The 24,731-nt window shown below is 74.8% G+C and carries 21 protein-coding genes; 12 read left to right on the plus strand and 9 right to left on the minus strand.

Annotation, left to right across the window (positions count from 1 at the left end):
* Positions 1-13: 13 nt before the first annotated feature.
* From FMM08_RS00810 to FMM08_RS00835, 6 genes are all read right to left on the minus strand, one after another.
* Positions 14-943, minus strand: coding sequence for an ABC transporter permease (locus FMM08_RS00810; RefSeq protein ID WP_222710255.1), 930 nt, complete (start codon positions 941-943; stop codon positions 14-16).
* Positions 940-1,767, minus strand: a complete 828-nt coding sequence (locus FMM08_RS00815; protein ID WP_147924444.1) for an ABC transporter permease — start codon at positions 1,765-1,767, stop codon at positions 940-942. The genes FMM08_RS00810 and FMM08_RS00815 overlap by 4 nt, the downstream gene beginning before the upstream one ends.
* Positions 1,767-2,603, minus strand: a complete 837-nt coding sequence (locus FMM08_RS00820; protein WP_147924445.1) for an ABC transporter ATP-binding protein — start codon at positions 2,601-2,603, stop codon at positions 1,767-1,769. Before FMM08_RS00820 ends, FMM08_RS00815 begins: the two co-directional genes overlap by 1 nt.
* A 15-nt stretch (positions 2,604-2,618) precedes the next feature.
* Positions 2,619-3,626, minus strand: a complete 1,008-nt coding sequence (gene add, locus FMM08_RS00825; RefSeq protein ID WP_147924446.1) for an adenosine deaminase — start codon at positions 3,624-3,626, stop codon at positions 2,619-2,621.
* A gap of 78 nt (positions 3,627-3,704) precedes the next feature.
* Positions 3,705-4,793: an ABC transporter substrate-binding protein gene (locus FMM08_RS00830; protein WP_147924824.1), complete on the minus strand. Its 1,089-nt coding sequence runs from the start codon at positions 4,791-4,793 to the stop codon at positions 3,705-3,707.
* Between the two features lie 290 nt (positions 4,794-5,083).
* Positions 5,084-6,391: a class I SAM-dependent methyltransferase gene (locus FMM08_RS00835; RefSeq protein ID WP_222710256.1), complete on the minus strand. Its 1,308-nt coding sequence runs from the start codon at positions 6,389-6,391 to the stop codon at positions 5,084-5,086.
* 249 nt (positions 6,392-6,640) lie between these two features.
* On the opposite strand from FMM08_RS00835, the gene FMM08_RS00840 reads away from it, so the two are divergent.
* The 8 genes from FMM08_RS00840 (at position 6,641) to groL (ending at position 15,986) form a co-directional block, all read left to right on the plus strand.
* Positions 6,641-7,978: an NtaA/DmoA family FMN-dependent monooxygenase gene (locus FMM08_RS00840; RefSeq protein ID WP_147924447.1), complete on the plus strand. Its 1,338-nt coding sequence runs from the start codon at positions 6,641-6,643 to the stop codon at positions 7,976-7,978.
* Positions 7,979-8,015: 37 nt separating this feature from the next.
* Entirely contained in the window at positions 8,016-8,516 is a 501-nt protein-coding gene (locus tag FMM08_RS00845) for a thiamine pyrophosphate-binding protein (RefSeq protein WP_147924448.1), read from the plus strand.
* Between the two features lie 8 nt (positions 8,517-8,524).
* A complete protein-coding gene (locus FMM08_RS00850) occupies positions 8,525-9,193 on the plus strand; it encodes a thiamine pyrophosphate-dependent enzyme (RefSeq protein ID WP_222710257.1) in 669 nt (222 codons plus the stop codon).
* Positions 9,193-10,764, plus strand: coding sequence for a GMC family oxidoreductase (locus FMM08_RS00855; protein ID WP_147924449.1), 1,572 nt, complete (start codon positions 9,193-9,195; stop codon positions 10,762-10,764). Before FMM08_RS00850 ends, FMM08_RS00855 begins: the two co-directional genes overlap by 1 nt.
* 8 nt (positions 10,765-10,772) lie before the next feature.
* Positions 10,773-12,143 carry an amidohydrolase gene (locus FMM08_RS00860; RefSeq protein ID WP_187279505.1) on the plus strand — a complete coding sequence of 457 codons (1,371 nt, stop codon included), beginning with the start codon at positions 10,773-10,775 and terminating at the stop codon, positions 12,141-12,143.
* Positions 12,140-13,729 (plus strand): aldehyde dehydrogenase family protein, encoded by a 1,590-nt coding sequence (locus tag FMM08_RS00865; protein ID WP_222710258.1) that lies wholly within the window; start codon positions 12,140-12,142, stop codon positions 13,727-13,729. The genes FMM08_RS00860 and FMM08_RS00865 overlap by 4 nt, the downstream gene beginning before the upstream one ends.
* A 191-nt stretch (positions 13,730-13,920) precedes the next feature.
* Positions 13,921-14,214, plus strand: coding sequence for a co-chaperone GroES (groES, locus tag FMM08_RS00870; protein ID WP_139709973.1), 294 nt, complete (start codon positions 13,921-13,923; stop codon positions 14,212-14,214).
* Positions 14,215-14,375: 161 nt separating this feature from the next.
* Entirely contained in the window at positions 14,376-15,986 is a 1,611-nt protein-coding gene (gene groL / locus FMM08_RS00875; RefSeq protein WP_147924451.1) for a chaperonin GroEL, read from the plus strand.
* A gap of 182 nt (positions 15,987-16,168) precedes the next feature.
* On the opposite strand, the gene FMM08_RS00880 is transcribed toward groL, so the two are convergent.
* A complete protein-coding gene (locus FMM08_RS00880) occupies positions 16,169-16,501 on the minus strand; it encodes a WhiB family transcriptional regulator (RefSeq protein ID WP_147924452.1) in 333 nt (110 codons plus the stop codon).
* 311 nt (positions 16,502-16,812) lie between these two features.
* Here FMM08_RS00880 and FMM08_RS00885 point away from each other — a divergent pair, with 311 nt between their 5' ends.
* Both FMM08_RS00885 and FMM08_RS00890 read left to right on the plus strand, forming a co-directional pair.
* Positions 16,813-17,853 carry a MerR family transcriptional regulator gene (locus tag FMM08_RS00885; RefSeq protein WP_187279449.1) on the plus strand — a complete coding sequence of 347 codons (1,041 nt, stop codon included), beginning with the start codon at positions 16,813-16,815 and terminating at the stop codon, positions 17,851-17,853.
* Between the two features lie 90 nt (positions 17,854-17,943).
* Positions 17,944-18,549, plus strand: coding sequence for a response regulator transcription factor (locus tag FMM08_RS00890; RefSeq protein WP_147924454.1), 606 nt, complete (start codon positions 17,944-17,946; stop codon positions 18,547-18,549).
* 85 nt (positions 18,550-18,634) lie between these two features.
* On the opposite strand, the gene FMM08_RS00895 is transcribed toward FMM08_RS00890, so the two are convergent.
* On the minus strand, positions 18,635-20,308 hold the full coding sequence (locus FMM08_RS00895; protein ID WP_147924455.1) for an APC family permease: 1,674 nt from the start codon (positions 20,306-20,308) through the stop codon (positions 18,635-18,637).
* A 281-nt stretch (positions 20,309-20,589) separates the two neighbouring features.
* Here FMM08_RS00895 and guaB point away from each other — a divergent pair, with 281 nt between their 5' ends.
* Together guaB and FMM08_RS00905 are read left to right on the plus strand one after the other, a co-directional pair.
* Positions 20,590-22,101, plus strand: coding sequence for an IMP dehydrogenase (guaB, locus tag FMM08_RS00900; protein WP_147924456.1), 1,512 nt, complete (start codon positions 20,590-20,592; stop codon positions 22,099-22,101).
* A gap of 27 nt (positions 22,102-22,128) precedes the next feature.
* Positions 22,129-23,280 (plus strand): GuaB3 family IMP dehydrogenase-related protein, encoded by a 1,152-nt coding sequence (locus tag FMM08_RS00905; protein WP_147924457.1) that lies wholly within the window; start codon positions 22,129-22,131, stop codon positions 23,278-23,280.
* 60 nt (positions 23,281-23,340) lie between these two features.
* Here the strand turns inward: FMM08_RS00905 and FMM08_RS00910 are convergent, their stop codons facing one another.
* On the minus strand, positions 23,341-24,660 hold the full coding sequence (locus FMM08_RS00910) for an RbtT/DalT/CsbX family MFS transporter (protein ID WP_147924458.1): 1,320 nt from the start codon (positions 24,658-24,660) through the stop codon (positions 23,341-23,343).
* Between the last annotated feature and the right edge of the window lie 71 nt (positions 24,661-24,731).

Consider the following 24,731-nt stretch of genomic DNA (forward strand, 5'->3'; position numbering starts at 1 on the left):
GGGCGGCGCGGGCTCACCGGGTGAGGCGGTGCGGGGCGTACCGGGCCAGGACGAGCCCCTCCAGCAGGCCGACCAGCGTGTAGAGCACCACGGACGCGGCAGTGACGGCCACGATCAGCGCCCACACCTCGTCGTAGCGGAACCCGCCGATGGCCTTGAGGATCTGCGAGCCGATCCCGTTGCCGGTGGCCAGCCACTCCACCACCAGCGCGCCGGTCAGCGCACCGGGCACGGAGATGCGGGCGGCGGCGAAGATCGCCGGCATGGCCGTGGGGATGCCCACCCTGCGCATGACGGCGAGGTCCGAGCCGCCGTAGGCGTGCACGAGGTCGCGCGAGGTCGGCGGCACCGACCGCAGGCCCTGGACGACGTTCACCAGCGCGGGGAAGAAGACGACGATGCCGCCCATCACCGCGATGGAGCCGAGGCCGCGGCCGAAGACCAGCACGATGATCGGCGTCATCGCCACCAGCGGCACCGAGCGCAGCAGCATGGCGATGGGCATGAGCGACTGCTCGAGCGAGCGGGCGGCCACGAAGGCCGCGCCGACCACCAGCGCAGCGGCCATGCCGGCGACGAACCCGACGAGGGCGTGCTGCAGGGTCACGCCCAGCGGCGCCGCGATGGTGGCGCGGTTGGTCGCGGCGTCGGGGTCGGTGAGGAGGTAGGCCCACACGTCCTGCGGCGTCTTGCCGATGAAGGGGCTGATCTCGAAGGCGGCCAGGGCCCCCCACCACACCACGAGGGCGACGACCGCGGACACGAGCAGCGGTCGGAACGCGCGCCAGAGCGCCGTCCTGACGACGTGGCCGGCGGGGCGCACCGACTCTCCCGCGGCGCCGGCGGACGGCGTCGGCACGGGGCTGCCCGCGGGAGGCGGCGTGGTGAGGTCGTCGGTGCCGCGGGCCCGAGCGGGGTCGGACGTTCCGGTGGGTGCGCTCACGAGGTGCCCTCCTGTCCGGCCGACCACGGCGTGACGACCCGGGAGACGAGGCTGAAGACGAGGTAGCCCGCTCCGGCGATGGCGCCGGTGGCGATGGCGAGGCCCCAGGTGCGGGGCACGTCGAACTGCTGCTGGGCGTTGGTGAGAGCCACGCCGAGGCCGCTGTCGACCCCGCCGAGGTACTCGCCGATGATCGCGCCGAGCATGGCCGCGGGAGCGGCGATCATCAGCGCGGCGAGCAGGCTCGGCAGCGCGGAGACGAGTCGCACCTTCAGCAGCTGCTGCAGGCGGCTGCCCCCGTAGGCGGCCACGAGGTCGATGCTCGTGCGGTCAGCGGCCCGCAGACCGAGCAGGGAGCCGATGAGCGTGGTGAAGAAGACGGCCACCGCCGCCAGGAAGATCGACGTGGACCGGCCGCCGAAGACGATCTGGATGATCGGCCCGATGGCGGTCAGCGGGATGCAGTAGCTGATGACGCCCAGCTGCGTGACCAGTCCGTCGAGCTGGGGGACCACGAGGACGGCGCCGGCCAGCAGGAGCGCCAGGGCGTTGCCCCACAGGAAGCCCTGGGCGGCGCTGCTGATGGTGACGGTCGCGTTGGGGCCGTACAGGGCCCAGCCGTCCGCGCCCATCTTCGCGACGACGGCCCACGGGGTGGGCACGCCGCCGCCGTCAGCGAAGACCGTGACCGCCAGCAGGGACCACAGCGCGAGGATGCCGACGACGCCGGTGGCGCCGGCCAGCCAGCGCGGGCGTTCGAAGGAGCGCCTGGCGCGCGCCTCGAGCTCCTGGTCGGTCGAGGCGAGGACCGGCCCCTCACCCATCAGTGCCCGCCCATCGCGGCGCCACCGCGGCCGAACAACAGCCCCGACAGGTGGTCGTGCAGGGCGTGGAACTCCGGCGTCCGCATCATCTCGGGCGTCCGCGGGCGGGGCAGGTCGATCGGGACCACCTCGAGCACGCGGCCCGGTCGCGGACTCATCACGGCGACGACGTCGGAGAGGAACACCGCCTCGGCGATCCCGTGGGTGACCATGAGCGTGGTGGCGGGCTTCTCGGTCCAGATGCGCAGCAGCTCGAGGTTGAGGCGCTGGCGGGTCATGTCGTCCAGGGCGCCGAACGGCTCGTCGAGCAGCAGCACCTCCGGGCGCACCACGAGGGCCCGCGCGATGGAGACGCGCTGGCGCATGCCGCCGGACAGCTGCCCGGGCTTGGCCTTCTCGAAGCCCTTGAGGCCGACCAGCTCCACCAGCTCGTCCACGAAGGACTGGTCCGGCTTCACACCGGCCACCTCGAGCGGCAGCTTGATGTTGGAGACCACGCTGCGCCACGGCAGCAGCGCGGAGTCCTGGAAGGCGATCCCCAGCTCGTGCTGGCGGCGCACCTCCAGCGGGGTGAGGCCGTTGACCAGCGCCTGCCCCGACGTCGCCTCCTCCAGCCCGGCGAGGATCCGCAGCACCGTCGACTTGCCGCACCCGGAGGGTCCCAGCAGGGACAGGAACGAGCCCTGCGGGGTGGACAGGTTCGCGTCCTGGAGCGCGGTGACGGTGCGCCGGCCCGAGGTGAAGGTCTTGGTGAGGCCCTTGATGTCGAGGCCGGTGCTCCCGGGGGTGCGGGCGGGGCCCTGCGCCGGGGCGGTCTGGGCGGACTGCGTGCTCACGGTGCTCCTCAGCTGTCAGCTGGCGGTCTGGGGGGCCAGGGGTGCGGACGCGGCCGCGCGCACCTCGGCGCGCCAGGCGTCCTTGGCGGCGGGCTCGGCGAAGCTGGCGTCGAAGGAGGCCAGCGCCAGGGCGGTGAGCTGGCCGTCGGTGAGGCCGACGGCGTCGCGCAGCGCGCGGTAGTTGTCGTCGACGTACCCGCCGAAGTAGGCGGGGTCGTCGCTGTTGACGGTCACCACCAGGCCGGCCTCGAGCATCGCCGGCAGGGGGTGCTGCTCGAGCGCGTCGACCACCCGGAGCGCCACGTTGCTCAGCGGGCAGACGGTCAGGGGCGTGCCGGTGTCACGCAGCCGGGCGACCACCTCGGCGTCGTCGAGGGAGTGGTTGCCGTGGTCGAGCCGCTCGATCCCGAGGGTGTCGAGGGCCTCCGCGACGTCGGCGGCGGTGCCCTCCTCACCGACGTGGGCGGTGCGGTGCAGCCCCTCGGCGGCGGCCAGGGCGTAGGCGGGGCCGTAGGCGGCGGGCGGGTTGCCGACCTCGGTGGAGTCCAGGCCCACGCCGACGAAGTGCTCGCGGTGCGGCAGCCACGTCCTCAGCGCCTCGAGGGCGGCGTCGGGCCCGAGGTGGCGCAGGAAGCAGGGGACGAGGTCCACCGACACCGGGCTCGCAGCGGCGGCGGCGCTGAGCCCCCCGAAGACGGCCTCCAGCGGCACGCCGCGCTCGGTGTGGTGCTGGGGGTCGAGGAACACCTCGGCGCGGCGGACCCCGGCCCGCTCGGCGCGGACGAGGTAGGCGGCCATGAGGTCGTGGAAGTCCTGCTCGGTGCGCAGGAGCTCCGCCGCTTCGTAGTACTGGTCGAGGAACGACTGCAGGTCGGTGAAGCGACGGGCCGCCCGCAGCGCCGCGGGGTCGGTGGTGGGCAGCACCACGCCGTGGCGCCGGGCCAGGTCGACGACGAGCTCCGGCTCGAGCGTGCCCTCGACGTGCACGTGGAGCTCGGCCTTGGGCAGCAGGGCTGCGTCCATGCGGGTCCCTCCTGGGACGGGCCCCGCCCTCGGCGGCCGGTGCACGGGCGCACCGGCCGCCGAGGAGGGGGCTGGCTGTCAGGCGGGAGCGGCCGAGGCGGCGGCCTCGGGCGTCAGGGTCGGTCCGGTGACGAGGGACGGGTCCTCGGAGTAGACCTCCTCCAGGAGCGAGAGGTCGAACAATTTCTCCGCGGTGATCGTGGTGCCGGCCGTGGCGAGCGACTCGATGTTGGTGGCGATGAGCTCGTCGGTCATGGTGAACAGGCCGTTCTTCACGGTGTCGTCCGTGACGATCAGCGTGGCCTGGGCGTTGATCTCCTCGATCTGCTCCTCGAGGTTGAGCTTCAGCTCCTTGCCGTACTGCTCCACCGCCAGCTTCGCGCCCTCCTCGGGGTTGTCGAGGGCGTCGGTCCAACCGAGGACCTCGGCCTTGAGGAAGGCCTTGAGCTTGTCGCGGTCCTCCTCGATCGACTGCTGCGCCACGGTGAAGGTCTCCGTGACCAGCGGCAGGCCGTGGTCGGCGAAGGCGAACTGGACGGTCTTGAAGCCCTTGCCCTTCAGCAGGATCGGCTCGTTGGTGAGGTAGGCCATGAAGCCGTCGACCTCGCCGGTGGTCACCACGGTGGGGTCGTACTGGACCGGCACGATGGTCAGCGAGCTCGCGTCGATGCCGTTGGCCTTGAGCAGGCCCGCGAAGATCTGCTCGTTGCCGCCGGACTGCACGCCGATCTTCTTGCCCTTCATCGCCGCCGCGTCGGGGATGGGGTTGGAGTCGAGCGAGACGATGCAGAACGCGTTCTTCTGGAACGTCGCCCCGATGATCTTCAGGGGGGCGCCCTCGTTGATGGCCGGGGCGGTGATGGTGGGGGCGGACAGGCCCACGAGCGCCTTGCCGGAGGTGACGGCGGCCTCCGCGCTGGTGCCCGCGGCACCACCGGCGATGAGGTTGACGCTCGAGAAGCCGGCGTCCTGGTAGTAGCCCTTCGAGTCGGCGAAGTACTCACCGGCGAACTCGATGTTCTTGATCCACGAGAGCTGGATCGCCAGGTCGCCGTGGTCGGCGGAGCCGCCGCTGCTCGACCCGCCGCCGGAGGCCCCGGTGGAGGAGCCGCCGCAGGCGGCCAGCGCACCGGCGCCGGCCGCGCCCAGCCCCGCGAGCCCCGCCATCCGCAGGAACGAGCGGCGCCCCAGGGCGCTGCGGACCAGGTGCTGGTGGTGGGGGTCGATCGACGGCACGGGGCCTCCCGGGGTCGTGGCGCTCGCGGAACCTCCGCGGTGCGTGAGGGACCGCGAGCTGCCATCTCCTGCCAGCTCGCGGTCGACGAGCGGGGACGCTAGGAGCGCTGTGCGTCAGCAAGAGGACGCCGGCGTTACGGCGCCGTTTCCAGGCCGGCGGTCGTGTCACGGCCGCCGGACGCGGCTCCCTCCCGGCTCCCTGCCGGGTCCCGGGACGGACCTCAGGCGCGGGTGGCTGCCGCGGGGCGGCACAGCAGCACGTGCTGGCGGCCCGCCACCCGGGTGAGCACCAGGGTCGCCTGGCGCGGGCCCTCGAGGCGCAGGGAGCGGCGCAGCTGCTCCACGTCGACCGCGCTGCCCCGCTTGAGCACCTCCACGGCGCCGACGCCGCGGTCGCGCAGGCGGGTGCGCAGCGCCTTCAGCCCGAACGGCCAGACCTCCTCCACCGCGAAGGCGCGGGCCAGCGGGGTCGCCACGAGCCGCTCGGAGGTCACGTAGGCGATGGTCGGGTCCAGCAGCGACCCGCCCACCAGCGCCGCCACCTGCCCGACGAGCCCGGAGCGCACCACGGCGCCGTCCGGGTCGTACAGGTAGGTGCCGACACCCTCCGGCGAGGCCACCGCGGGCGGGACGGGCAGGTCGTCGTCGTCGACGAGGGTCGCGGTGCCGCCGCGCTCGGCGGAGCGCAGCACCAGCGCGCTCGCCGCCCGCCCCGGCCGGGCGAGCGGCCCGAACCAGCACGCCGCCTCCACCACGTCGCCGTCGACCGAGACCCACTGCACCTCGGCTGGCAGCCCGGAGCCTGCGGCGATGTCGCGGGGGACGCCGGGGGCGAGCTTGACGCCCGTGGCGGGCACGCGCCGGGCGACGTCGAGCACGGCGCTCCACGGCGGCGACGCGTGGTGGGGGTCGAGCACCCGCCTGCCGGAGGCGGTGCGGCGGGCCGGGTCGAGCCACGCCCCGTCGACGCGGTCGACGCGGCCGGGACCGCCAGCACCACCCAGCTCCGGCAGCTGGGAGATGACGTCGAGCACGTCCGCCCGCTGCACCTGCGCGTCCGGCCAGTGCCGCAGGTTCACGGTGGCGACGGCGGCGGTGGCCTCGTCCCTGTCGACGGCGAGCACGCCCAGCCCCAGGGACGCCAGGGCCATCGCGTCACCGCCGATGCCGCAGCCGAGGTCGGCCACGCGGGAGCACCCGGCGTCGCGGAAGCGCTGCGCGTGGTGGGCGGCCACCTGGAGGCGCGTCGCCTGCTCCAGGCCCTCAGCGGTGAAGAGCATGCCGTCGGCGAAGGGCCCGAACTTCGCGGCGCCCTTCGCCCTCAGCCGCGACTGCGTCATCGCGGCGGCCACCAGCTGCGCCTCGGCGCCCTCGGCGCGCAGCCGCTCGCCCAGGGCCATCGCGGTGTCGGGGCCGGCGTAGGGCGGCAGCGCCTCCAGCAGCGCCCACCCCTCGGGGCGCAGGAGCGGGGCCACGCTCGCCGCCGCTGGGGAGGAGGACGACGACTCGTCAGCGGGTCCCAGCGGCACGTCCCGATCCTCGCAGCCGCGGCGGTGGCGGGACGCCACCGGTCCGGGTGCGCCCTCCGCCGTCCGTAACACGCCCGCAACCCACGGCCGCCCCGGTGCGGGCACCATCGGCGGCGCGCAGCTCCCCTGCGCCGCCCCGGCCGCACCCGCGGCCGACGGGCGCTGTTCCGCCACCGGGTGCGAGGGCCGGTGGTCGGACGACGTGCAGCCCCCGACCGGGGCGGGCCGCGCGGACGGGAGCGAGCAGCGGTGGCACGGCCCTTCCACCTCGGGTGGTTCACGCACTTCGGCCCCGACGAGTGGGACGCCCCCTTCGCGTCCGCCGGCGGGAGCCCGTGGGACGGCGCGTTCCACACCGACCTCGCCCGGGCCCTGGAGCGGGCCTGCTTCGACCTCGTGCTGCTGGAGGACTCCCTCGCTGTCTCCGCGGAGGCCGGTGGCACCCGAGAGCTGCTGCTGCGCACCGGCGTGCGGGCCCCGCGGCACGACCCCGCCCCCCTGTCGGCCCTCCTGGCGGCCGCGACGCAGCACCTGGGCGTGGTGACGACCCTGTCGACGCTGCTCTACCCGCCGTTCCTGCTGGCGCGGCTGGTCTCGACGCTCGACTCCCTCTCCGGCGGGCGCACCGGGTGGAACATCGTCACGAGCACCGACGACGCCGAGGCGCGCAACGCCGGCCTGCCCGCCCTCCCCGACCGCGACGAGCGGTACGCCGCAGCCCAGGAGCACGTGGACGTGGTCACGGCGCTCCTGGACAGCTGGGACCCCGACGCCGTCGTCATGGACCGCGCCACCCACACCTACGCCGACCACACCCGCGTCCGGGCCGTCGACGCGCCCGGCCCGCGCCACCCGGTGGCGGGACCGCTCACCACGGTCCGGTCCCCGCAGGGGCGTCCCGTCTACTGCCAGGCCGGCGGCTCGCCCACCGGGCGGGCCTTCGCCGCCCGCAACGCCGACCTGGTGCTCGCGGTGGCCAACGGGCCGGCGGCCATGAAGGCCGCGCGCGACGACGTGCGCCGCCTCGCCGCTGAGGCCGGTCGCGACCCCGACGCGCTGCGAGTGCTCTTCCTCGTGGCGCCGGTGCTCGGCGAGACCGAGGGGGAGGCCCGGGCGGCCCTGGCGCGCTCGGCCGCCCACCCGACAGCGCTCGCGACGACGCTGGCCAAGTTCAGCGCCTACACCGGTGTGGACCTCACCGCGCTCGACCTCGACGCGCCCCTGCCCCCTCCTGCGCAGCTGCTCGCGGGCTCGGCCCGCGGCTCGCTGGGCACCCTGGCCAAGTTCGCCCAGGTCGACGACGAGGGCCGGCCCAGCACCAAGCCGCTGCGCGAGCTCGCGGCTGACGCTGGCACCAACTCCTCCCTCGACCTCGTGGGCACCCCCGAGCAGGTGGCCGACCAGCTGGAGGCGGCGGCCGAGGAGGTCGGCGGGGACGGCTTCCTCGTGACCACGCCGTTCCACCGGCTCTCGCGGCACTACGTCGTCCAGGTCACCGAGGGCCTGGTCCCGGTGCTGCAGCGGCGCGGGCTGGTGCGAAGCCGCTACACCGCCGCCACCCTGCGCGGCCACCTCACCGAGTTCTGACCAGCCCGACCAGCCCGACCAGCACCCGAGGAGACCGATGACCCCGACCGCCGTGCAGGCGGTGATCGCCGGGCTGGAGCGCGCCGGCGTCACCATCGCCAGCTACCTGCCCGACTCGCTGCTCAAGCCGCTGTACCCGGCGCTGGACGCCCACCCGGGCATCCGCACGATCCCCTGCACCAACGAGGGGGAGGGCGTGGCCGTGTGCGGCGGGGTCTTCCTGTCGGGGAAGCGCGCCGTGCTGTGCATGGAGAACTCCGGGCTGCGCGCGGCCGCCGAGCCGCTGGCGCGCATGGGCCTGGGCTCCGGCATCCCCGTGGTCATGGTCATGAGCTACCGCGGGGAGCTGGGCGAGAACAACTGGTGGGCGGTCCCGCACGGGATCACGATGGAGCCGATGCTCGCGGCGCTGCGCATCCCCTACCGCGTGGTGCGCGAGGAGGCCGGCATCGAGCAGGCCGTCGTGGACGCCTACGAGTGGTCGTACTCGGCCTACCAGCACTCGGCGGTCGTGCTCGGCGGGAGCACGGTCCGATGACCGGCCCGGTGAGCGGCCCGGTCGTGCGGGAGCCGGCGTCGGCGATGACGCGCTTCTCCGCCATGGAGGCCCTCGCGGCGCAGCTGTCCGACGAGCTGGTGGTGCTCTCCCTCGGCGGCGCCGTCGACGAGTGGTACACCGCCGCCCCGCACCTGCGCGAGGCCAGCCTGTTCCAGCAGCAGCTCGGCTGCGTGACGCCCCAGGCGCTCGGCCTGGCGGCCGGTCTGCCGCACCGGCGGGTGGTCTCCCTCGACACCGACGGCGGTCTCCTGTTCAACCTGGGCGTGCTGGCCACCCTCGGCAACGAGCGGCCGGGCAACCTGCTGGTGGTCGTGTGGGACAACGAGCGCTACCAGTCCATCGGCGGGCCGCGGACCCACACCTCCTCCGGCACCGTCGACCTCGCGGCCATCGCCCGCGGCGCGGGCGTGGTGCACGCGAGCACGGTCCGCGACGTCGGGTCGTTCGCCGCGGCGTGCGCGGCCGGCCTCGCCGACACCGCCGCCCCGCACGTCGTCGTCGCCAAGGTCGACACCTCCCCGGAGGGCCACGCGGCGGCGGGGCACCCCGTGGTGCGCCGCAAGCACAGCGACGGCCGGGAGGACACCTACCGGTTCGTGCGGCACGTCGAGGCGACCGAGGGTGTGACGATCATGGGCCCGAGCGAGCACAACTGATGCCCGGTGCCCCTGCGGTCCTCGCGCCGGCCTACGACCACGTGGTCGTCGGAGGCGGGGGAGCGGGCTGCGTGGTGGCCCGCCGCCTGGCCGAGCGCGGCGCGACCGTCCTGCTCCTCGAGGCGGGCCCAGACGACGCCGGCCGCGAGGACGTCGCCGACGCCGGCGCGTGGCCGGCGATGCTCGGGGGCGAGCTCGACTGGGGGCTCGCCTACGCGCCGTCGCCGCAGGTGGCGGGACGGCGCATCCCCCTGCCGCGCGGGCGCGTGCTCGGCGGGTCGAGCAGCACCAACGCGATGCTCTGGTACCGCGGCCACCCCGGCGACTACGACGGCTGGGGCGTGCCGGGGTGGACCTGGGCGGACCTCGCGCCGTGCCTGGCGCGCGCCGAGGGCGTGCTGCGGGTGGAGCGCCCGCACGACCCGCACCCCGTGGCCACCGCGCTGGTGGAGGCGGTGGAGGCAGCGGGCCGACAGGGCGCGGGCGGGCTCGCCGAGCTGGCCGAGCTGACGGCCGCCTCGGAGGACGACGGCGCGGGCGGGCGGGCCTCGCGGCGGTGGAGCACCTCACGCGCCTACCTGCGCGAGCTGCCGCCGCTCGCGCCGGTGCCGGTCAGCGGGTCGCTCACGGTCCTCACGGGCAGCCCGGTGCTGCGGGTCGACGTGCAGCGCGGCCGGGCCGTCGCTGTCGTCCACCTCGTCGGCGGGCGGGCGGCGCGGACGGCGGTGGCCGGCGACGGCGAGGTGGTGCTGTGCGGCGGAGCGGTCGAGACCCCGCGCCTGCTCCTGGCGTCCGGGGTCGGCGACCCCGCGGACCTCGAACGGCTCGGCGTGCCCGTGGCCAGCGCCGTGCCCGGCGTCGGCCGGAACCTCCAGGACCACCCGCTGCTGGAGGGCGTGACGCTGCGGCTGCGCGAGCCCCGCGGGCCCGTGCGCGACAACGGCGGCGGCGCGGTGTGGAACTGGCGCAGCAGCTCCCCGCGCGGCGACGCCCCCGACCTGCACTGCTTCGTCACCCAGGCGGCGTGCGCCACACCCGCCGTGGCCGCCGCCCACCACCTCGACCGGTCCGACCCCCACCTCGTGGGGCTGGGGGTCGGGCTGATGGGCTCCCGCAGCCGCGGGCACCTCGTGGTCCGCGACCTGGCCCCGGGCGGCGCCGTCGACCTGCACCCGGGCCTCCTCGCGGACCCGGCGGACCGCGCGGCCCTGCGGCAGGGCCTGCGCGACGTGCTGGAGCTGGCCGACGGGCCGGTCTTCGCGGCGCTGGGCGCACAGCGCCTGGCACCGCTGCCCCCTGCCGGCCCCACCACCAGCGACACCGACCTGGAGGAGTTCATGAGCCTGGCCTGCACCACCTTCTTCCACGCCTGCGGCACCGCTGCGATGGGCCGTGAGGACGACGAGCGCGCCGTGCTCGACCCCGAGCTCCGCGTCCGCGGTGTGGACGGCCTGCGGGTGGCCGACGCGTCCGCGTTCCCCACCGTGCCGACGTGCAACACCCTCGCACCCGTCGTCGCGCTGGCGGAGCGCCTGGCCGACCTGCTCGCACCCTGGGCGGTGCGACCGTGAGCGCGCAGGTGCGCGTGCTCGCCGCGGGCGTCGTCGTCGTGGGGGACGCCGCGCACACCGTGCTCGCCGACGGCGCCGTGGCGCTGGTCGGCGACCGCATCACCGCCGTCGGCCCGCGCGAGGAGGTGCTGGCCGCCGTCCTCGCGGAGCACCCCGGAGCTGCCGTGGAGGACCTGCCCGACCACGTGCTCCTGCCTGGTCTGGTCAACGCCCACCACCACTCGGGCCTGCTGCGCGGCACCGCCGAGGAGCTGCCCGTGTGGGAGTGGCTGAGGGTCCACATCGACCCCATGCACCGCGTGCTCACCGCCCACGAGGCCGAGGTGGCCGCCCGCCTCTGCTACGCCGAGGGCCTGCTGGCGGGCACCACCACCGTCGTCGACATGTGGCGGTTCCTGCACGGCGGCGCGCGCGCCGCGGAGCTGCTCGGCAACCGGCTGGTGGCGGTCCCGTACGCCGCGGAGCACCCGCGGCACGACTTCTTCGACACCCTCGACGACGTCGAGCGGCTCGCCGCCGACCACCACGGCGGCGCCGGCGGTCGCATCGAGGTGTGGGTGGGGCTGGAGCACCCCTTCTACGCCGTCGAGGCCGCGCAGCGGCGCGCCGTGGCCATGGCGGAGGACCTCGGCACGGGCCTCTACACGCACTGCAGCGAGTCCCGCGACGAGGTCGCGGAGTTCGAGCGCCGCTACGGCGCCCGCCCCGTGCGCGCGCTGGAGCGTCTGGGGATGCTCGACGCCCCGCGCACCGTGCTGGCCCACGCGGTCTGGCTCGACGACGACGAGATCGCCCTGCTGGCCGACCGCGGCGTCGGCGTGGTGCACAACCCGGTCAGCAACATGAAGCTGGCCAGCGGCACCGCGCGCGTGCGCGAGCTGCTCGCGGCCGGCGTCGCCGTCGGGCTCGGCACGGACGGCGAGAAGGAGAACAACAACCTCGACCTCTTCGAGGAGATGAAGACGGCGTCGCTCCTCGCCAAGCTGCGCGACCTCGACGCCGCCGCCCTGCCCAGCTGGGACGCCTTCGCGCTCGGCACCACCGGCGGCGCCCGAGCGCTGGGGCGCGAGGCGGACCTGGGCTCCCTGGAGGTCGGCAAGAAGGCGGACGTCGTGGCCGTGCGCTCCCGCACCCCGCGCATGACGCCGCTGGTCACCTCCGGACCGCTGCTCAACGTCCACCACAACCTCGTCCACGCCGTGCGCGGCTCCGACGTCGACCACGTCTGGGTGGACGGCGCCCCGGTCGTCCGCGACGGGGCGCTCGTGCACGCCGACCTCGGCGAGCTGGTCGACGAGGCCCGCACCACCGCGCCGGGCCTCTTCGCGCGCCGCGACGCCTGGGTCGCCGAGCACGGCCTCCCGGAGGTGGCGTGGTGAGCGCAGCACCCACCGCCCTGGTCGACGGCGGCCGCGCGCCGGCGGGCGCGGTGTCCGCCCCCGTGCGGGCCGTGCTCGACGCGTGGCGCTCCGAGCCCGCGGGGCTGTTCACCGCGGGGGAGTGGCACCCCGCCGCGACCGGGGAGCGCCGGACCACCCGCGACCCGGCCACCGGCGCGGTGCTCGCCGAGGTGGCCGAGGCCTCCGCCGCGGACGTGGGCCCCGCCGTCGAGGCGGCCCGCGCCGTCCTCGACGACCGGGGCGCCGGCTCCTGGTGGGCGGCCGCGCCCTCGGCGCGCGGGCGGCTGCTGTGGCGCGTGGCCGACCTCCTGGCCGAGCACGCCGAGGAGCTCGCGCAGCTGGAGGTGCTCGACCAGGGCAAGACCCTCGCCACGGCCCGCGGGGAGGTCGCCGGCGCCGCCGAGCAGTTCCGCTACTTCGCGGGAGCCGCCACCAAGGTCACCGGGACGACGTTCCGGCCCTCGGCGCCGCTGCCCCCGTACGCGACGCCGGGGACGCGCCTCGTCGCGAGCACCGTGCAGGAGCCGGTGGGCGTGGTCGCCGCGATCACGCCGTGGAACTCGCCCCTGCTCATGGCGGCCATGAAGGTCGCCCCGGCGCTCGCCGCGGGGTGCGTCGTCCTCCTCAAGCCCGCGGAGGACACCCCCCTCACGTCCGTGCGGCTCGTCCAGCTGGTGGCCCGGGCCCTCGGCGAGGCCGGGCTGCCGCGCGGGGCCGTGTCGCTGCTGACCGGCGGCGGCGCGGTCGGGGCGGCGCTCGCGGAGCACGCGGGCGTCGACAAGGTGGCCTTCACCGGCTCCACCGCCACGGGGCGCGCCCTCGTGAGGTCCGCCGGACGTCCCGGCGGCCACCTGCCCCGGCTGACCCTGGAGCTGGGTGGCAAGTCGCCCACCGTCGTCATGGCCGACGCCGACACGGCCTCCGCGGTGCCCGGCGTCGCCCGCGGGGTCTTCGCCAACTCCGGCCAGGTGTGCGTCGCCGGGTCGCGCGTCTACGTCGAGCGGGGCGCGCACGACGCCTTCGTCGAGGCGCTCGCCGAGCACGCCGCCGCGCAGGCGCTCGGGCACGGGCTGCACCCCTCCTCCCAGCTCGGCCCGCTCGCGAGCCCGGCGCACGCGGCGCGGGTGGCGCAGCGCCTGGCCGACGGCGTGGCGGCCGGAGCGCAGGTGGTGGGTGCCGGAGGTCCGGTGGAGGACGCCTCCGGCGGCGGCTGCTTCTTCGCGCCCGCTGTCGTCGTCGGCGCCGACCCCTCCTCACCGCTGGTGCGGGAGGAGGTCTTCGGCCCCGTGGTGGTCGTAGCGCCGTTCGACGACCTCGAGGAGGTCGTCGCCATGGCCGACGACACCGACTACGGCCTGGCCGCCAGCGTGTGGACGCGCGACCTGCGCACCGCGCAGCGGGTGGTCGACGGCGTGCGCGCGGGGACGGTGTGGGTGAACTGCCACGCGGTCTTCTCCCCGGAGCTCGTCACGGGCGGCCGGCGGGCGTCCGGGTGGGGCGTGGAGAACGGGATGGAGGGACTGGCGGGCTACCTCGAGGGCAAGACCGTCTGCTCGCTGGTCTGAGCGGGCGTCCTCAGCGGGGTGGGCTGGCACTCGGGTTGACCGAGTGCTGACGGCCTCACTACTGTCCTTCTTGGCACTCTCCCCGCGAGAGTGCCAGCGCCCGAGGTCGGAGCGGCACCCGCGACGACGCACCGGCCCCCCGGCGCGCGCATCCGTCCGTTCCGCACCACCAGCGAAGGGGAGGTCCGCCCGTGTCGGTCTCCATCAAGCCGCTCGAGGACCGCATCGTCGTCAAGCCCCTCGACGCCGAGCAGACCACCGCATCCGGCCTCGTCATCCCGGACACCGCCAAGGAGAAGCCCCAGGAGGGCGAGGTCCTGAGCGTGGGCCCGGGCCGCATCGACGACAACGGCAACCGCGTGCCGCTCGACGTCAAGGTCGGCGACAAGGTCATCTACTCCAAGTACGGCGGCACCGAGGTGAAGTACGGCGGCCAGGAGCTGCTCGTGCTCTCGGCGCGCGACGTGCTCGCCGTCGTCGCCTGAGCGACACCGCAGATCTGATCGACCTCTGATCACGGCTCGCCCCGGCGGCCCCACCGCCGTCCGGCGGGGGCCCCGGGGCGTTCGCCGTCCCGCACCCCGCTGACGCGCCGCCAGCCGGTCGGCGCGCCGTCAGCCACCAGCACGCCATCAGGAAGAAGGACATGGCCAAGCAGCTGCAGTTCGACGAGAACGCCCGCCGCGCCCTGGAGCGCGGTGTCGACGCCCTCGCGAACGCCGTGAAGGTGACCCTCGGCCCCAAGGGCCGCAACGTGGTCATCGACAAGAAGTGGGGCGCCCCCACCATCACCAACGACGGCGTCACCATCGCCCGCGAGGTGGAGCTGGACGACCCGTACGAGAACCTCGGCGCCCAGCTCGCCAAGGAGGTCGCCACCAAGACCAACGACGTCGCCGGTGACGGCACCACCACCGCGACCGTGCTGGCCCAGGCCATGGTCAAGGAGGGCCTGCGCAACGTGGCCGCCGGCGCCAGCCCGTCCGGGCTGAAGCGCGGCATCGACAAGGCCGTCGAGGCCGTGTCGACCCAGCTGCTCGCCACCGCCCGCGAGATCGACGACAAGAGCGAGATCGCCCAGGTCGCCACGATCTCCGCGCAGGACTCCACCGTGGGCGACCTGCTCGCCGAGGCCTTCGACAAGGTCGGCAAGGACGGCGTCATCACCGTCGAGGAGTCCAGCTCGATGAACCTCGAGCTCGACTTCACCGAGGGCATGCAGTTCGACAAGGGCTACATCTCGCCCTACTTCGTCACCGACTCCGAGCGCATGGAGGCCGTCCTGGAGGACGCGCACGTGCTGCTCTCGCAGGGCAAGATCAGCTCCGTCCAGGAGCTCCTGCCGCTGCTGGAGAAGGTCCTGCAGACCTCCAAGCCGCTGTTCATCATCGCCGAGGACGTCGACGGCGAGGCGCTGTCCACGCTCGTCGTCAACAAGATCCGCGGCACCTTCACCGCAGCCGCCGTGAAGGCCCCCGCCTTCGGCGACCGCCGCAAGGCGATCCTGCAGGACATCGCCATCCTCACCGGCGCGCAGGTGGTCAGCCCCGAGGTCGGCCTCAAGCTCGACCAGGTGGGCCTGGAGGTCCTCGGCTCCGCGCGTCGCGTGGTCATCACCAAGGACGACACCACGATCATCGACGGCGGCGGCGACCAGGCCGCCGTGGCCGACCGCGTCCGCCAGGTCAAGGCCGAGATCGAGAACACCGACTCCGACTGGGACCGCGAGAAGCTGCAGGAGCGCCTGGCCAAGCTGGCCGGCGGCGTCTGCGTCATCAAGGTCGGCGCCGCCACCGAGGTGGAGCTCAAGGAGAAGAAGCACCGCATCGAGGACGCCGTCTCGGCGACCCGCGCGGCCATCGAGGAGGGCATCGTCGCCGGCGGCGGCTCGGCCCTCATCCAGGCCGTCTCCGCCATCGACGCCCTCGAGCTGACCGGTGACGAGGCCACCGGCGCGCAGATCGTGCGCCGCTCCGCCTCCGAGCCGCTGCGCTGGATCGCCGAGAACGCGGGCCTCGAGGGCTACGTGGCCGTCGAGAAGGTGCGCGGCCTCGACGCCGGGCACGGCCTCAACGCCGCCACCGGTGAGTACGTCGACCTCGTGGCCGCGGGCGTCATCGACCCCGTCAAGGTGACGCGCTCCGCGCTGCGCAACGCCGCCTCGATCGCGTCGATGGTCCTCACCACCGACACGCTCGTCGTGGACAAGCCCGAGGAGGAGGCCCCCGCGGCCGGCGGCCACGGGCACAGCCACTGATCTGATCCCCAGCCCGGGCGACCGGGCGCGCGGAGGAGCCCCCCGGACCGCCTGGTCCGGGGGGCTCCTCCTGTTCGCCCGAGGTCGGGCGGGGGCCGGGCGGAGGGGCCGGGCCCACGACGACGAGGGCCCCGGACCAGCTGGTCCGGGGCCCTCGTCGCGGGCGTGCGCTGCCTGCGGCGTCAGCCGACCTCGGCGATGCGGGTCTCGGCCACCACCGGGTTGGGGGTGCGGCGGGAGCGCTGCGCCGCGTAGATGCGCTCGCGGTCGTCCTCGGTCAGGCCGCCCCAGACGCCGTAGGGCTCGCGGACGGTGAGGGCGTGCTGGCGGCAGTCCTCGACCACGGGGCACGCGGAGCAGATGGCGACGGCGGCGGCGTCCCGGTTGCGCCGGGCCGGGCCGCGCTCGCCCTCGGGGTGGAAGAACAGGTTGGTGTCGTGCTCGCGGCACGAGCCCTGCAGCTGCCACTCCCAGATGTCGGCGACGGGGCCGGGGAGGCGGGAGATCTCAGCCATGGGGTCCTCCGTGAGGTCTTCGGGCGGCACGAGCGGTTCGGGGGAGCGCGCAGGTGCACACCTCCCGTCGCGGGTGTGGATCCGCGACGAGGGGGGTACTCCCTGCTCAGAGCCACCGCGAGGTGGCTCCGGGCTCGTCAGGTACGACACTACAACCGCGTCAGGGGTTGTTCAAGGACCTCTGCCTGGGCCGTTGGTGTGAACAACCCGTGCTCCTCGGGCCGCCAGCGGCCCCGCGCGCCGCTCACCCGCTCGTGGCCAGGGCGGGGGGCGAGGTGGCGACGTCATGACCACCCGACCACACTGTGCGGGTGCCCACCCCCAACGCCGCCCCCTCGGGCGTGTCGCTGGGCGTCGCGGCAGCTGCGCGCCGCCTCGGCGTCGCCCCCGCGACCCTGCGGACGTGGGCCCGCCGGTACGGCCTCGGCCCCAGCGAGCACGAGTCGGGCTCGCACCGCCGCTACACCCCCGAGGACCTCGCCCGCCTCGTCGTGATGCGCCGGCTCACGCTGGAGGGCGTCCCGCCCGTCACCGCTGCCGCCACCGCCCTGAGCACCGACCCCACCGAAGCCGCGATGGCACTGGCCTCCAGCGCGGGCGAGGGCTCCGACACCGACCTCGAGGAGCCCGACGACGCGGTCGCGACCGGCGACGTGCCGGCCGTGGTGGCCCTCGCGAGCGACCTCGGTGTCTGGAGCGCGGTCCTCCCCGCCGACCGCACCCCGCTGACGCGCAGGCCTTCGCCCGCGGGCCAGGGCGCCCTCCAGCGCGCGGTGCTCGCCGGTGACTCGCCCGGTGCGGCGGCGGCCGTGCTCGCCGCCTGCTCGGCGAGGGGGCCGCTGCGCGCCTGGGAGGAGGTGGTGCAGCCGGCGCGGGCCGCTCTCGGCCGCCGGTGGGAGGCCACTGGTCCGGGCGTCGACTCCGAGGTCCTCCTGGCGGCCGCCACGCTCGAGGCGCTGCGGGCCCTGCGCCGGCCGCCGGAGCGCACCACCGCCGTCGTCCTGCTCGCCGCGGCGGAGGGCGAGGTCGACTCCCTGCCCCTGCACGTGCTCGCCGCGGCGGTCGCAGCCCACGGCGTGCGCCCCTGGGTGCTCGCGCCCGGGCTGCCCCGGGAGGCCGTGGCGGCCGCCGTGCGCCGCACCGGCCCCGCCGCCGTGCTCGTGCACGCCGAGCAGCCGGTGGCCGACGCGACGGCCCAGCTGGGCCCCCTGCCGCGCCTGCGGCACCCGGTGCGCCTGGTGCTGTCCGGACCGGGGTGGGCGGGGGCTGCGCTGCCCCCGGCGCGGCCCGTGCTGCAGGCCCCCGCGCTGCCCGCGGCGCTCGAGGTGCTGCTCGAGGCCACCGAGCCCTAGCGCTCAGGTCGGCCCGATCCGTGCCGATGACACCTCCAGGACAGCCGGCTGTTCGGGCCGGCGCACACGGAGGTGGCGACGGTGTCTGCGATGGCGACGGTGATGGTCTGCGACGACTCCCCGCTCGTGCGGGAGAACCTGCGGCGAGCGGTCGCGGGTGTGGCCGGGGTGGGGCGCGTGGTCGGCGCCAGCTCCGGCGAGGAGGTGCTCGCCCGCTGGCCGGTCGAGCGCCCCGCGCTCGTGCTGATGGACGTCCGCATGCCGGGCATCGGCGGTGTCGAGGCGGCCCGCCGCCTGCTGGCCCGCCACCCGGGTGCCGGCGTGCTCATGCTGACCGTGGCCGAGGACGTCGAGGGCGTGGCCCGCGCGGTCGCCGCCGGCGCCCGCGGCTACGTGGTCAAGGACGCCACGCGCTCGGAGCTGGTGGCCGCCGTCATCGGCGCCATGAGCGACGCGGGCGTGCGCGGTCGCGGCAGCCGCCGCACCGAGGAGGGCGCCGCTCCTTCGCTCACCGAGCGCGAGCTGCAGGTGCTCACGGGCATGGGCGAGGGCCGCAGCAACGCCGAGATCGGCAAGCAGCTCTTCCTGTCCGAGGACACCGTCAAGACCCACGCGCGGCGCCTGTTCCGCAAGCTGGACGCGGCTGACCGCGCCCAGGCCGTGGCCAAGGGCTTCCGCCTCGGCATGGTGCACTGACCCGCACCCGCCGGACGACGACGAGGCCCGGCCCCCCCGCGGGGGTGCCGGGCCTCGTCGTCCCCCACCGCTCGGGGCGGGTGCCTCAGTGCGAGGGCAGCCCCGGCAGGGCGTCCTCGTCGTCGGCGACCTCGGCGAGCATCTCGCGGATCTCCTCGGCGGGCAGGGCCACCGCCACCGCCCAGTAGTGGATGACGAGGCTGAAGAGCGCGGTCACCGCCAGGCTGCTCCACACCCCGAGCCAGCCCTCGCCGTCGCCGTAGCCCGAGGCGAAGACGACCGCGCCCATGCCGACCAGGTAGACCGGCAGCCACTGCGCCGAGCGCCAGTGCAGGTGCGGCGCGTGGCTCGTCGACCCGGTGACGCGGCTGAGCCCGAGGATCGCGTAGCCGATGAGGATGGCGACGCCCAGCTTCCAGTCGGTGTCCCACCCGGTCCACAGGATGATGAGGTTGGAGATCACGAAGGCCAGCGGCGCGAGCACGCCGGCCACGGGCAGGCGGTAGGGCCGGTCGGCCTCGGGGAGCCGCTTGCGGAAGACCGCCAGCGAGAGCGGCGCGCCCGCGTACATCAGCACGCTGGCCGAGGTGATGAGGCCGACGAGCGACTGCCAGCTGGGGAACGGCAGGAAGCACACGCAGCCGATGACGAACGACGTGAGGACGCCGACCCACGGCACGCCCCTGCTGCTGACCCGTTCGAAGAACGCCGGCACGTAGCCGTTGCGGGCCAGGCCGTAGCTGACGCGGCTGGTGGCAGCGGTGTAGATGAGGCCGGTGCCCCCGGGGGAGACGATCGCGTCGGCGTACAGCACGGCCGCCAGCCACCCCAGCCCCGCCACCGTGGCGAGCGCGGCCCACGGCCCGGACCAGAGGCCGTCTGCCGCGCCGAAGGCACCCCCGGTGGTCTGCGCCCAGGTCGACCCGATGGCGCTGGAGGGCAGCGCGAGCAGGAAGACCACCTGCAGCGCCACGTAGAGGACCACACCGATGACCACCGAGCCGATGATGGCCAGCGGCACGTCGCGCTTGGGGTTGGTGCTCTCGCCGGCCAGCTGGTCCGCCTGCTCGAAGCCCAGGTAGCTGAAGATGATGCCGCTGGTGGAGACGGCGGCGAGGACGCCCTGGACGCCGCCGGGGGCGAACCCGTCGGCGGCGGTGAAGTTGGCGGTGTGCAGCCCGCCGCCGCCCATCGCGATGGCGAAGATGGCCAGCAGGGGGATCGCGATCTTCCACCAGGTGGCGGTGCTGTTGGTCAGCGCCAGCGCCCGCACCCCGAGGAAGTTGACGGCGCTGAGCACCGCCATGAGCAGGACCGCGACGGCGATGCCGCTGGGGGTGAGCAGCCCGGCGGAGTCGAGCCACCCGGAGGCGAACGAGTAGTGCTGGGCGTAGCTGATCATCGCGGAGACCTCGATGGGCGCGACCGTGGCGGCCTGCAGCCACGAGAACCAGCCGAACGAGGCGCCGGCGGCTCCGCCGAAGGCGTAGTGGGGGAAGCGCGCCGAGCCGCCCGAGACCGGGTACATGCCGCCCAGCTCTGCGTGGACGAGCGCGAGCACGAGGACGGCGACGCCGCCGATGGCCCAGGAGATGACGGCCGCCGGCCCGGCGGTCACGAGCCCGTTCTTGGCGCCGAAGAGCCAGCCGGACCCGATGATCGAGCCCACGGAGGCCCAGAGCATCCCGATGACGCCGATCTCGCGCTTGAGCGCGCGACCTCCTCGTGCCGGTGGCGCGGTGGCGGTGGTGGTCGCCATGGTCCCCTCCCAGGGTCTGCGGGGCGTCCCCTCGGGCGTCCGCGGTGGCGCTGATGGTCCGAGCCCGCGCGGCTGTCCACAAGGCTCTGACCTGCGAGTTCGCTGGGTGTCTCCTGTTGCTTTGCCTCCCCTTGACCCGCTGGGACGGTCTCTTGACCAGCTCTTGGGGATCCCTTGGTGCTCCGGCGCTCCGGGGAGGGTCGGTGGCCGTGCGGCGGGCGTGCGCGCGGGCGCCGTCCGCGCGGGGAGGAGCAGGTGCGCAGGGCCTCTACGATCGGGGGGTGACCGATCTCCTCGGTGCTTCCACCCTCCCGCTCGACGGCCTCGGCCTCACCTTCGACGACGTCCTGCTCCTGCCGGGGCAGAGCGACGTCATCCCCAGCGCTGCGAACACCGCCTCGCGCGTGTCCAAGCGCGTCGAGGTGGCCGTCCCGCTGCTCAGCTCCGCCATGGACACCGTCACCGAGTCGCGCATGGCCATCGCCATGGCGCGCCAGGGCGGCCTCGGCGTGCTGCACCGCAACCTGTCCCCCGAGGAGCAGGCCAACCAGGTCGACCTGGTGAAGCGCTCCGAGTCGGGCATGGTCACCGATCCCGTGGTCTGCACTCCGGAGACCACCCTCGACGAGGTCGACGCGCTGTGCGCCCGCTACCGGATCTCCGGGGTGCCCGTGGTCGACGAGGGCTCCCACCTGGTGGGCATCGTGACCAACCGCGACCTCCGCTTCGAGGTCGACCGCTCGCGCACCGCCGGTGAGGTGATGACCCGCATGCCGCTGGTCACCGCCCCCGTCGGCACCTCCGGCGAGGACGCCATGGCGCTGCTGGCCAAGCACAAGGTCGAGAAGCTGCCCCTGGTCGACCGCGAGGGCCGCCTGCGCGGGCTCATCACCGTCAAGGACTTCACCAAGCGCGAGCAGTACCCGCTGGCCACCAAGGACGACGCCGGCCGCCTGCGCGTCGCCGCCGCCATGGGCGTCTTCGGCGACGCCTGGAAGCGCGCCATGCTGCTGGTCGAGGCGGGCGTCGACGTGCTCGTCGTCGACATGGCCCACGGCCACTCCCGGGCGGTGCTGGAGATGGTCGCCGCCCTCAAGGCCGAGCCGGCCGCCGCCCACGTGGACGTCGTCGGCGGCAACGTGGCGACCCGCGCCGCCGCCGCCGCCCTGGTCGAGGCCGGCGTCGACGGCGTCAAGGTGGGTGTGGGCCCCGGCTCCATCTGCACCACCCGCGTGGTCGCCGGCGTCGGCGTGCCCCAGGTCACCGCCATCGCCGAGGCCGCGGCGGCCTGCCGTCCCGCGGGCGTCCCGGTCATCGGCGACGGCGGCCTGCAGTACTCCGGCGACATCGCCAAGGCCCTCGTGGCCGGTGCCGACACCGTGATGCTCGGGTCCCTGCTCGCCGGCTGCGACGAGAGCCCGGGCGAGCTCGTGTTCATCAACGGCAAGCAGTACAAGTCCTACCGCGGCATGGGCTCCCTCGGCGCCCAGCAGACGCGCGCCGGTGGCCGTGGCTTCTCCAAGGACCGCTACTTCCAGAACGACGTCGCCGCGGCCGAGCAGTACGTGCCCGAGGGCATCGAGGGGCAGGTGCCCTACCGCGGCCCCCTCTCCGCCGTCGCGCACCAGCTGGTGGGTGGTCTGCGGCAGTCGATGTTCTACACCGGCGCGGCCACGGTGCCCGAGCTGAAGGAGCGCGGCCGGTTCGTGCAGATCACCTCCGCGGGCCTCAAGGAGAGCCACCCGCACGACGTCCAGATGGTGCTCGAGGCGCCCAACTACAGCGGCCGCTGAGCAGCCGCGACACCGACAGGAGCACCCATGGCCTACGAGATCGAGATCGGCCGCGGCAAGCGCGGCCGGCGCGCCTACTCGCTGGACGACGTCGCGGTCGTCCCCAGCCGGCGCACCCGGGACCCGGAGCTGGTCAGCGTCTCCTGGCAGATCGACGCCTACCAGTTCGAGATGCCGGTGATCTCGGCGCCGATGGACTCCGTGGTCAGCCCGGAGACCGCCATCGCCATCGGCCGCCTGGGCGGGCTCGGCGTGCTCGACCTCGAGGGCCTGTGGACCCGCTACGAGGACCCCCGCCCGCTGCTGGCCGAGGTCGCCTCGCTCAGCGACGAGGACGGCGCCTCCAGCACGTCGGTCACCCGCCGCATGCAGGAGATCTACGACGCCCCCATCGACCCCGACCTCGTGGCGCAGCGCCTGAGGCAGGTCCGTGACGCCGGCGTGGTGGTGGCCGGCGCGCTGTCGCCGCAGCGGACCGCGCAGCTGTGGAAGACCGTGGTGGACGCGGGCGTGGACCTCTTCGTCATCCGCGGCACCACCGTCTCCGCGGAGCACGTGGCTGCCAGCGAGGCCGAGGTGCCGCCGCTGAACCTCAAGCAGTTCATCTACGAGCTGGAGGTGCCCGTCATCGTCGGCGGCGCCTCCACCTACACCGCCGCGCTCCACCTCATGCGCACCGGCGCGGCCGGCGTGCTCGTGGGCTTCGGCGGGGGAGCGGCCCACACCACGCGCGGCGCCCTCGGGGTCCACGCCCCGATGGCCACCGCCATCGCCGACGTCGCCGCTGCCCGTCGCGACTACCTCGACGAGTCCGGCGGCCGCTACGTGCACGTCATCGCCGACGGTGGCATGGGCCGCTCCGGCGACGTGGTCAAGGCCGTGGCCTGCGGTGCCGACGCCGTCATGCTCGGCGCCGCCCTGGCCCGCGCCACCGAGGCGCCCGGGGGCGGCTGGCACTGGGGCCCGGAGGCCCACCACCCCGACCTGCCGCGCGGGCGCCGCGTGCGCGTCGGCACCGTCGGCTCCCTCGAGGAGATCCTCGTCGGCCCGGGCACCACGCCCGACGGCACCACCAACCTGCTCGGCGCGCTGCGCCGCGCGATGGCCACCACGGGCTACTCCGACCTCAAGGAGTTCCAGCGCGTCGAGGTGGTCGTCAGCCCCTACCAGCCGACCTGACCCGACCCGGCGCGCACACGCCCGCGACCACCGCCACCGCGGTGGTCGCGGGCGGCGGCGTCAGTGGTGGGCGTCCTTCGGCTGGTCGACCCGCAGCCAGTGGCAGAGCACGAACGCCACCGCGTACAGCGCCACGAAGGCCCACACCGTCCCAGCGTCGCCGCCCCACGGCCGGACCAGCGCGACGACGGCGGCCCCCAGGAACGCCGCGCCGCCGGCCGCCGTCGTGTAGACGGCCATCGCGGCGCCCTTGCGCTCGGTGAGCTGCGGCAGGATCGCGCCCAGCGGCACGAACCCCGCGAGCATCACCCCGAACACCACGCCGGCCAGCACGGCCAGCACGTAGCCACCGTCGGAGCCGGGCTCCACCGCGTGCGGCACGTACCACCACAGCAGCAGACCGACCGCCGACCCGAGCACGCCGAACCAGCGCACCGTCCGCACCCAGCCCCAGCGGTCGCCGATGGCGCCGAAGACGGCGTTGAAGGCGATGTTCGACGCGTAGACCACGCTGCTCATGAGCAGCCACTGGGACTGCGACCAGCCCAGCGTCCCGCCGATGACGCCCGGCAGGATGACGAACATGCCGTACTGCGGTGCGGTGTTGATGATGCGGACCAGGAAGCCCACGAGCACCCTCGGCTCCTGCGCGGCCAGCTTCACGCCGCTGCCGAGCACCGAGCCGGCGCTCTCCGACGCGGGGACGAGCCGTCGGCGGCCATGGGGCTCGCGGACGAGGAAGGACAGCGCGTACCCGAGGACGACGAGGGCGATCGAGATCCACATCGCCCCCGTCTCCCCGCCGTAGCCGCCGCCGAAGGCGGGGATCGCCGCGATGGCGACGAGCGCGCCGAGGGTGGGCAGACCGCCCGTGAACATCACGTAGAACCAGCCGACGGCCGTGCCGGCCCGCTCGCGCGGGGCCACGGCGTTGATCCAGACCAGGAACGCGAAGGCGAACAGCGGGTACCCGAAGCCCCGGACGAAGTACGTCGCGGCGATGGCGGGCAGGTTCCCCGTCTCCAGCGACAGCAGGAACAGGACCTCGAAGACCACCCACACGAGGAGGCCGAGCGTCATCACCCGGTGCGGGCCGAGCAGGTCGGACAGCGCGCCCGCCAGGTAGGAGCCGACGAGAACGGCCAGGCCGTACGCGGAGATGATCGTCGCCGCAGCGGCCTCCCGACCCCCGAGGGCCTCGGCGAGGTGGGGGGCGATGAAGTTGGTCTCCACCGCGTTGCCGGTCATGAAGACGATGACCGCGAGGAACCCCCACCGCAGGACGTGCGGGACGCCGATGCGGTCCAGCCGCGTCTCGCTCGGGTCGTTGAGGGGTGGGGCCGTCGGGCCGTCCGCCGTCGTCCGGCTGCTGCCTGCCATCGCTGTGGCCCCCTCGCCGCGCTCGCCCTCGAGGCGCGGCGCTGGCCGCTCCGCGCCCGGCCACCGTCGCA

Origin of the sequence: Quadrisphaera setariae (assembly GCF_008041935.1) — a bacterium.
GTDB classification, from domain to species: Bacteria; Actinomycetota; Actinomycetes; order Actinomycetales; family Quadrisphaeraceae; genus Quadrisphaera; species Quadrisphaera setariae.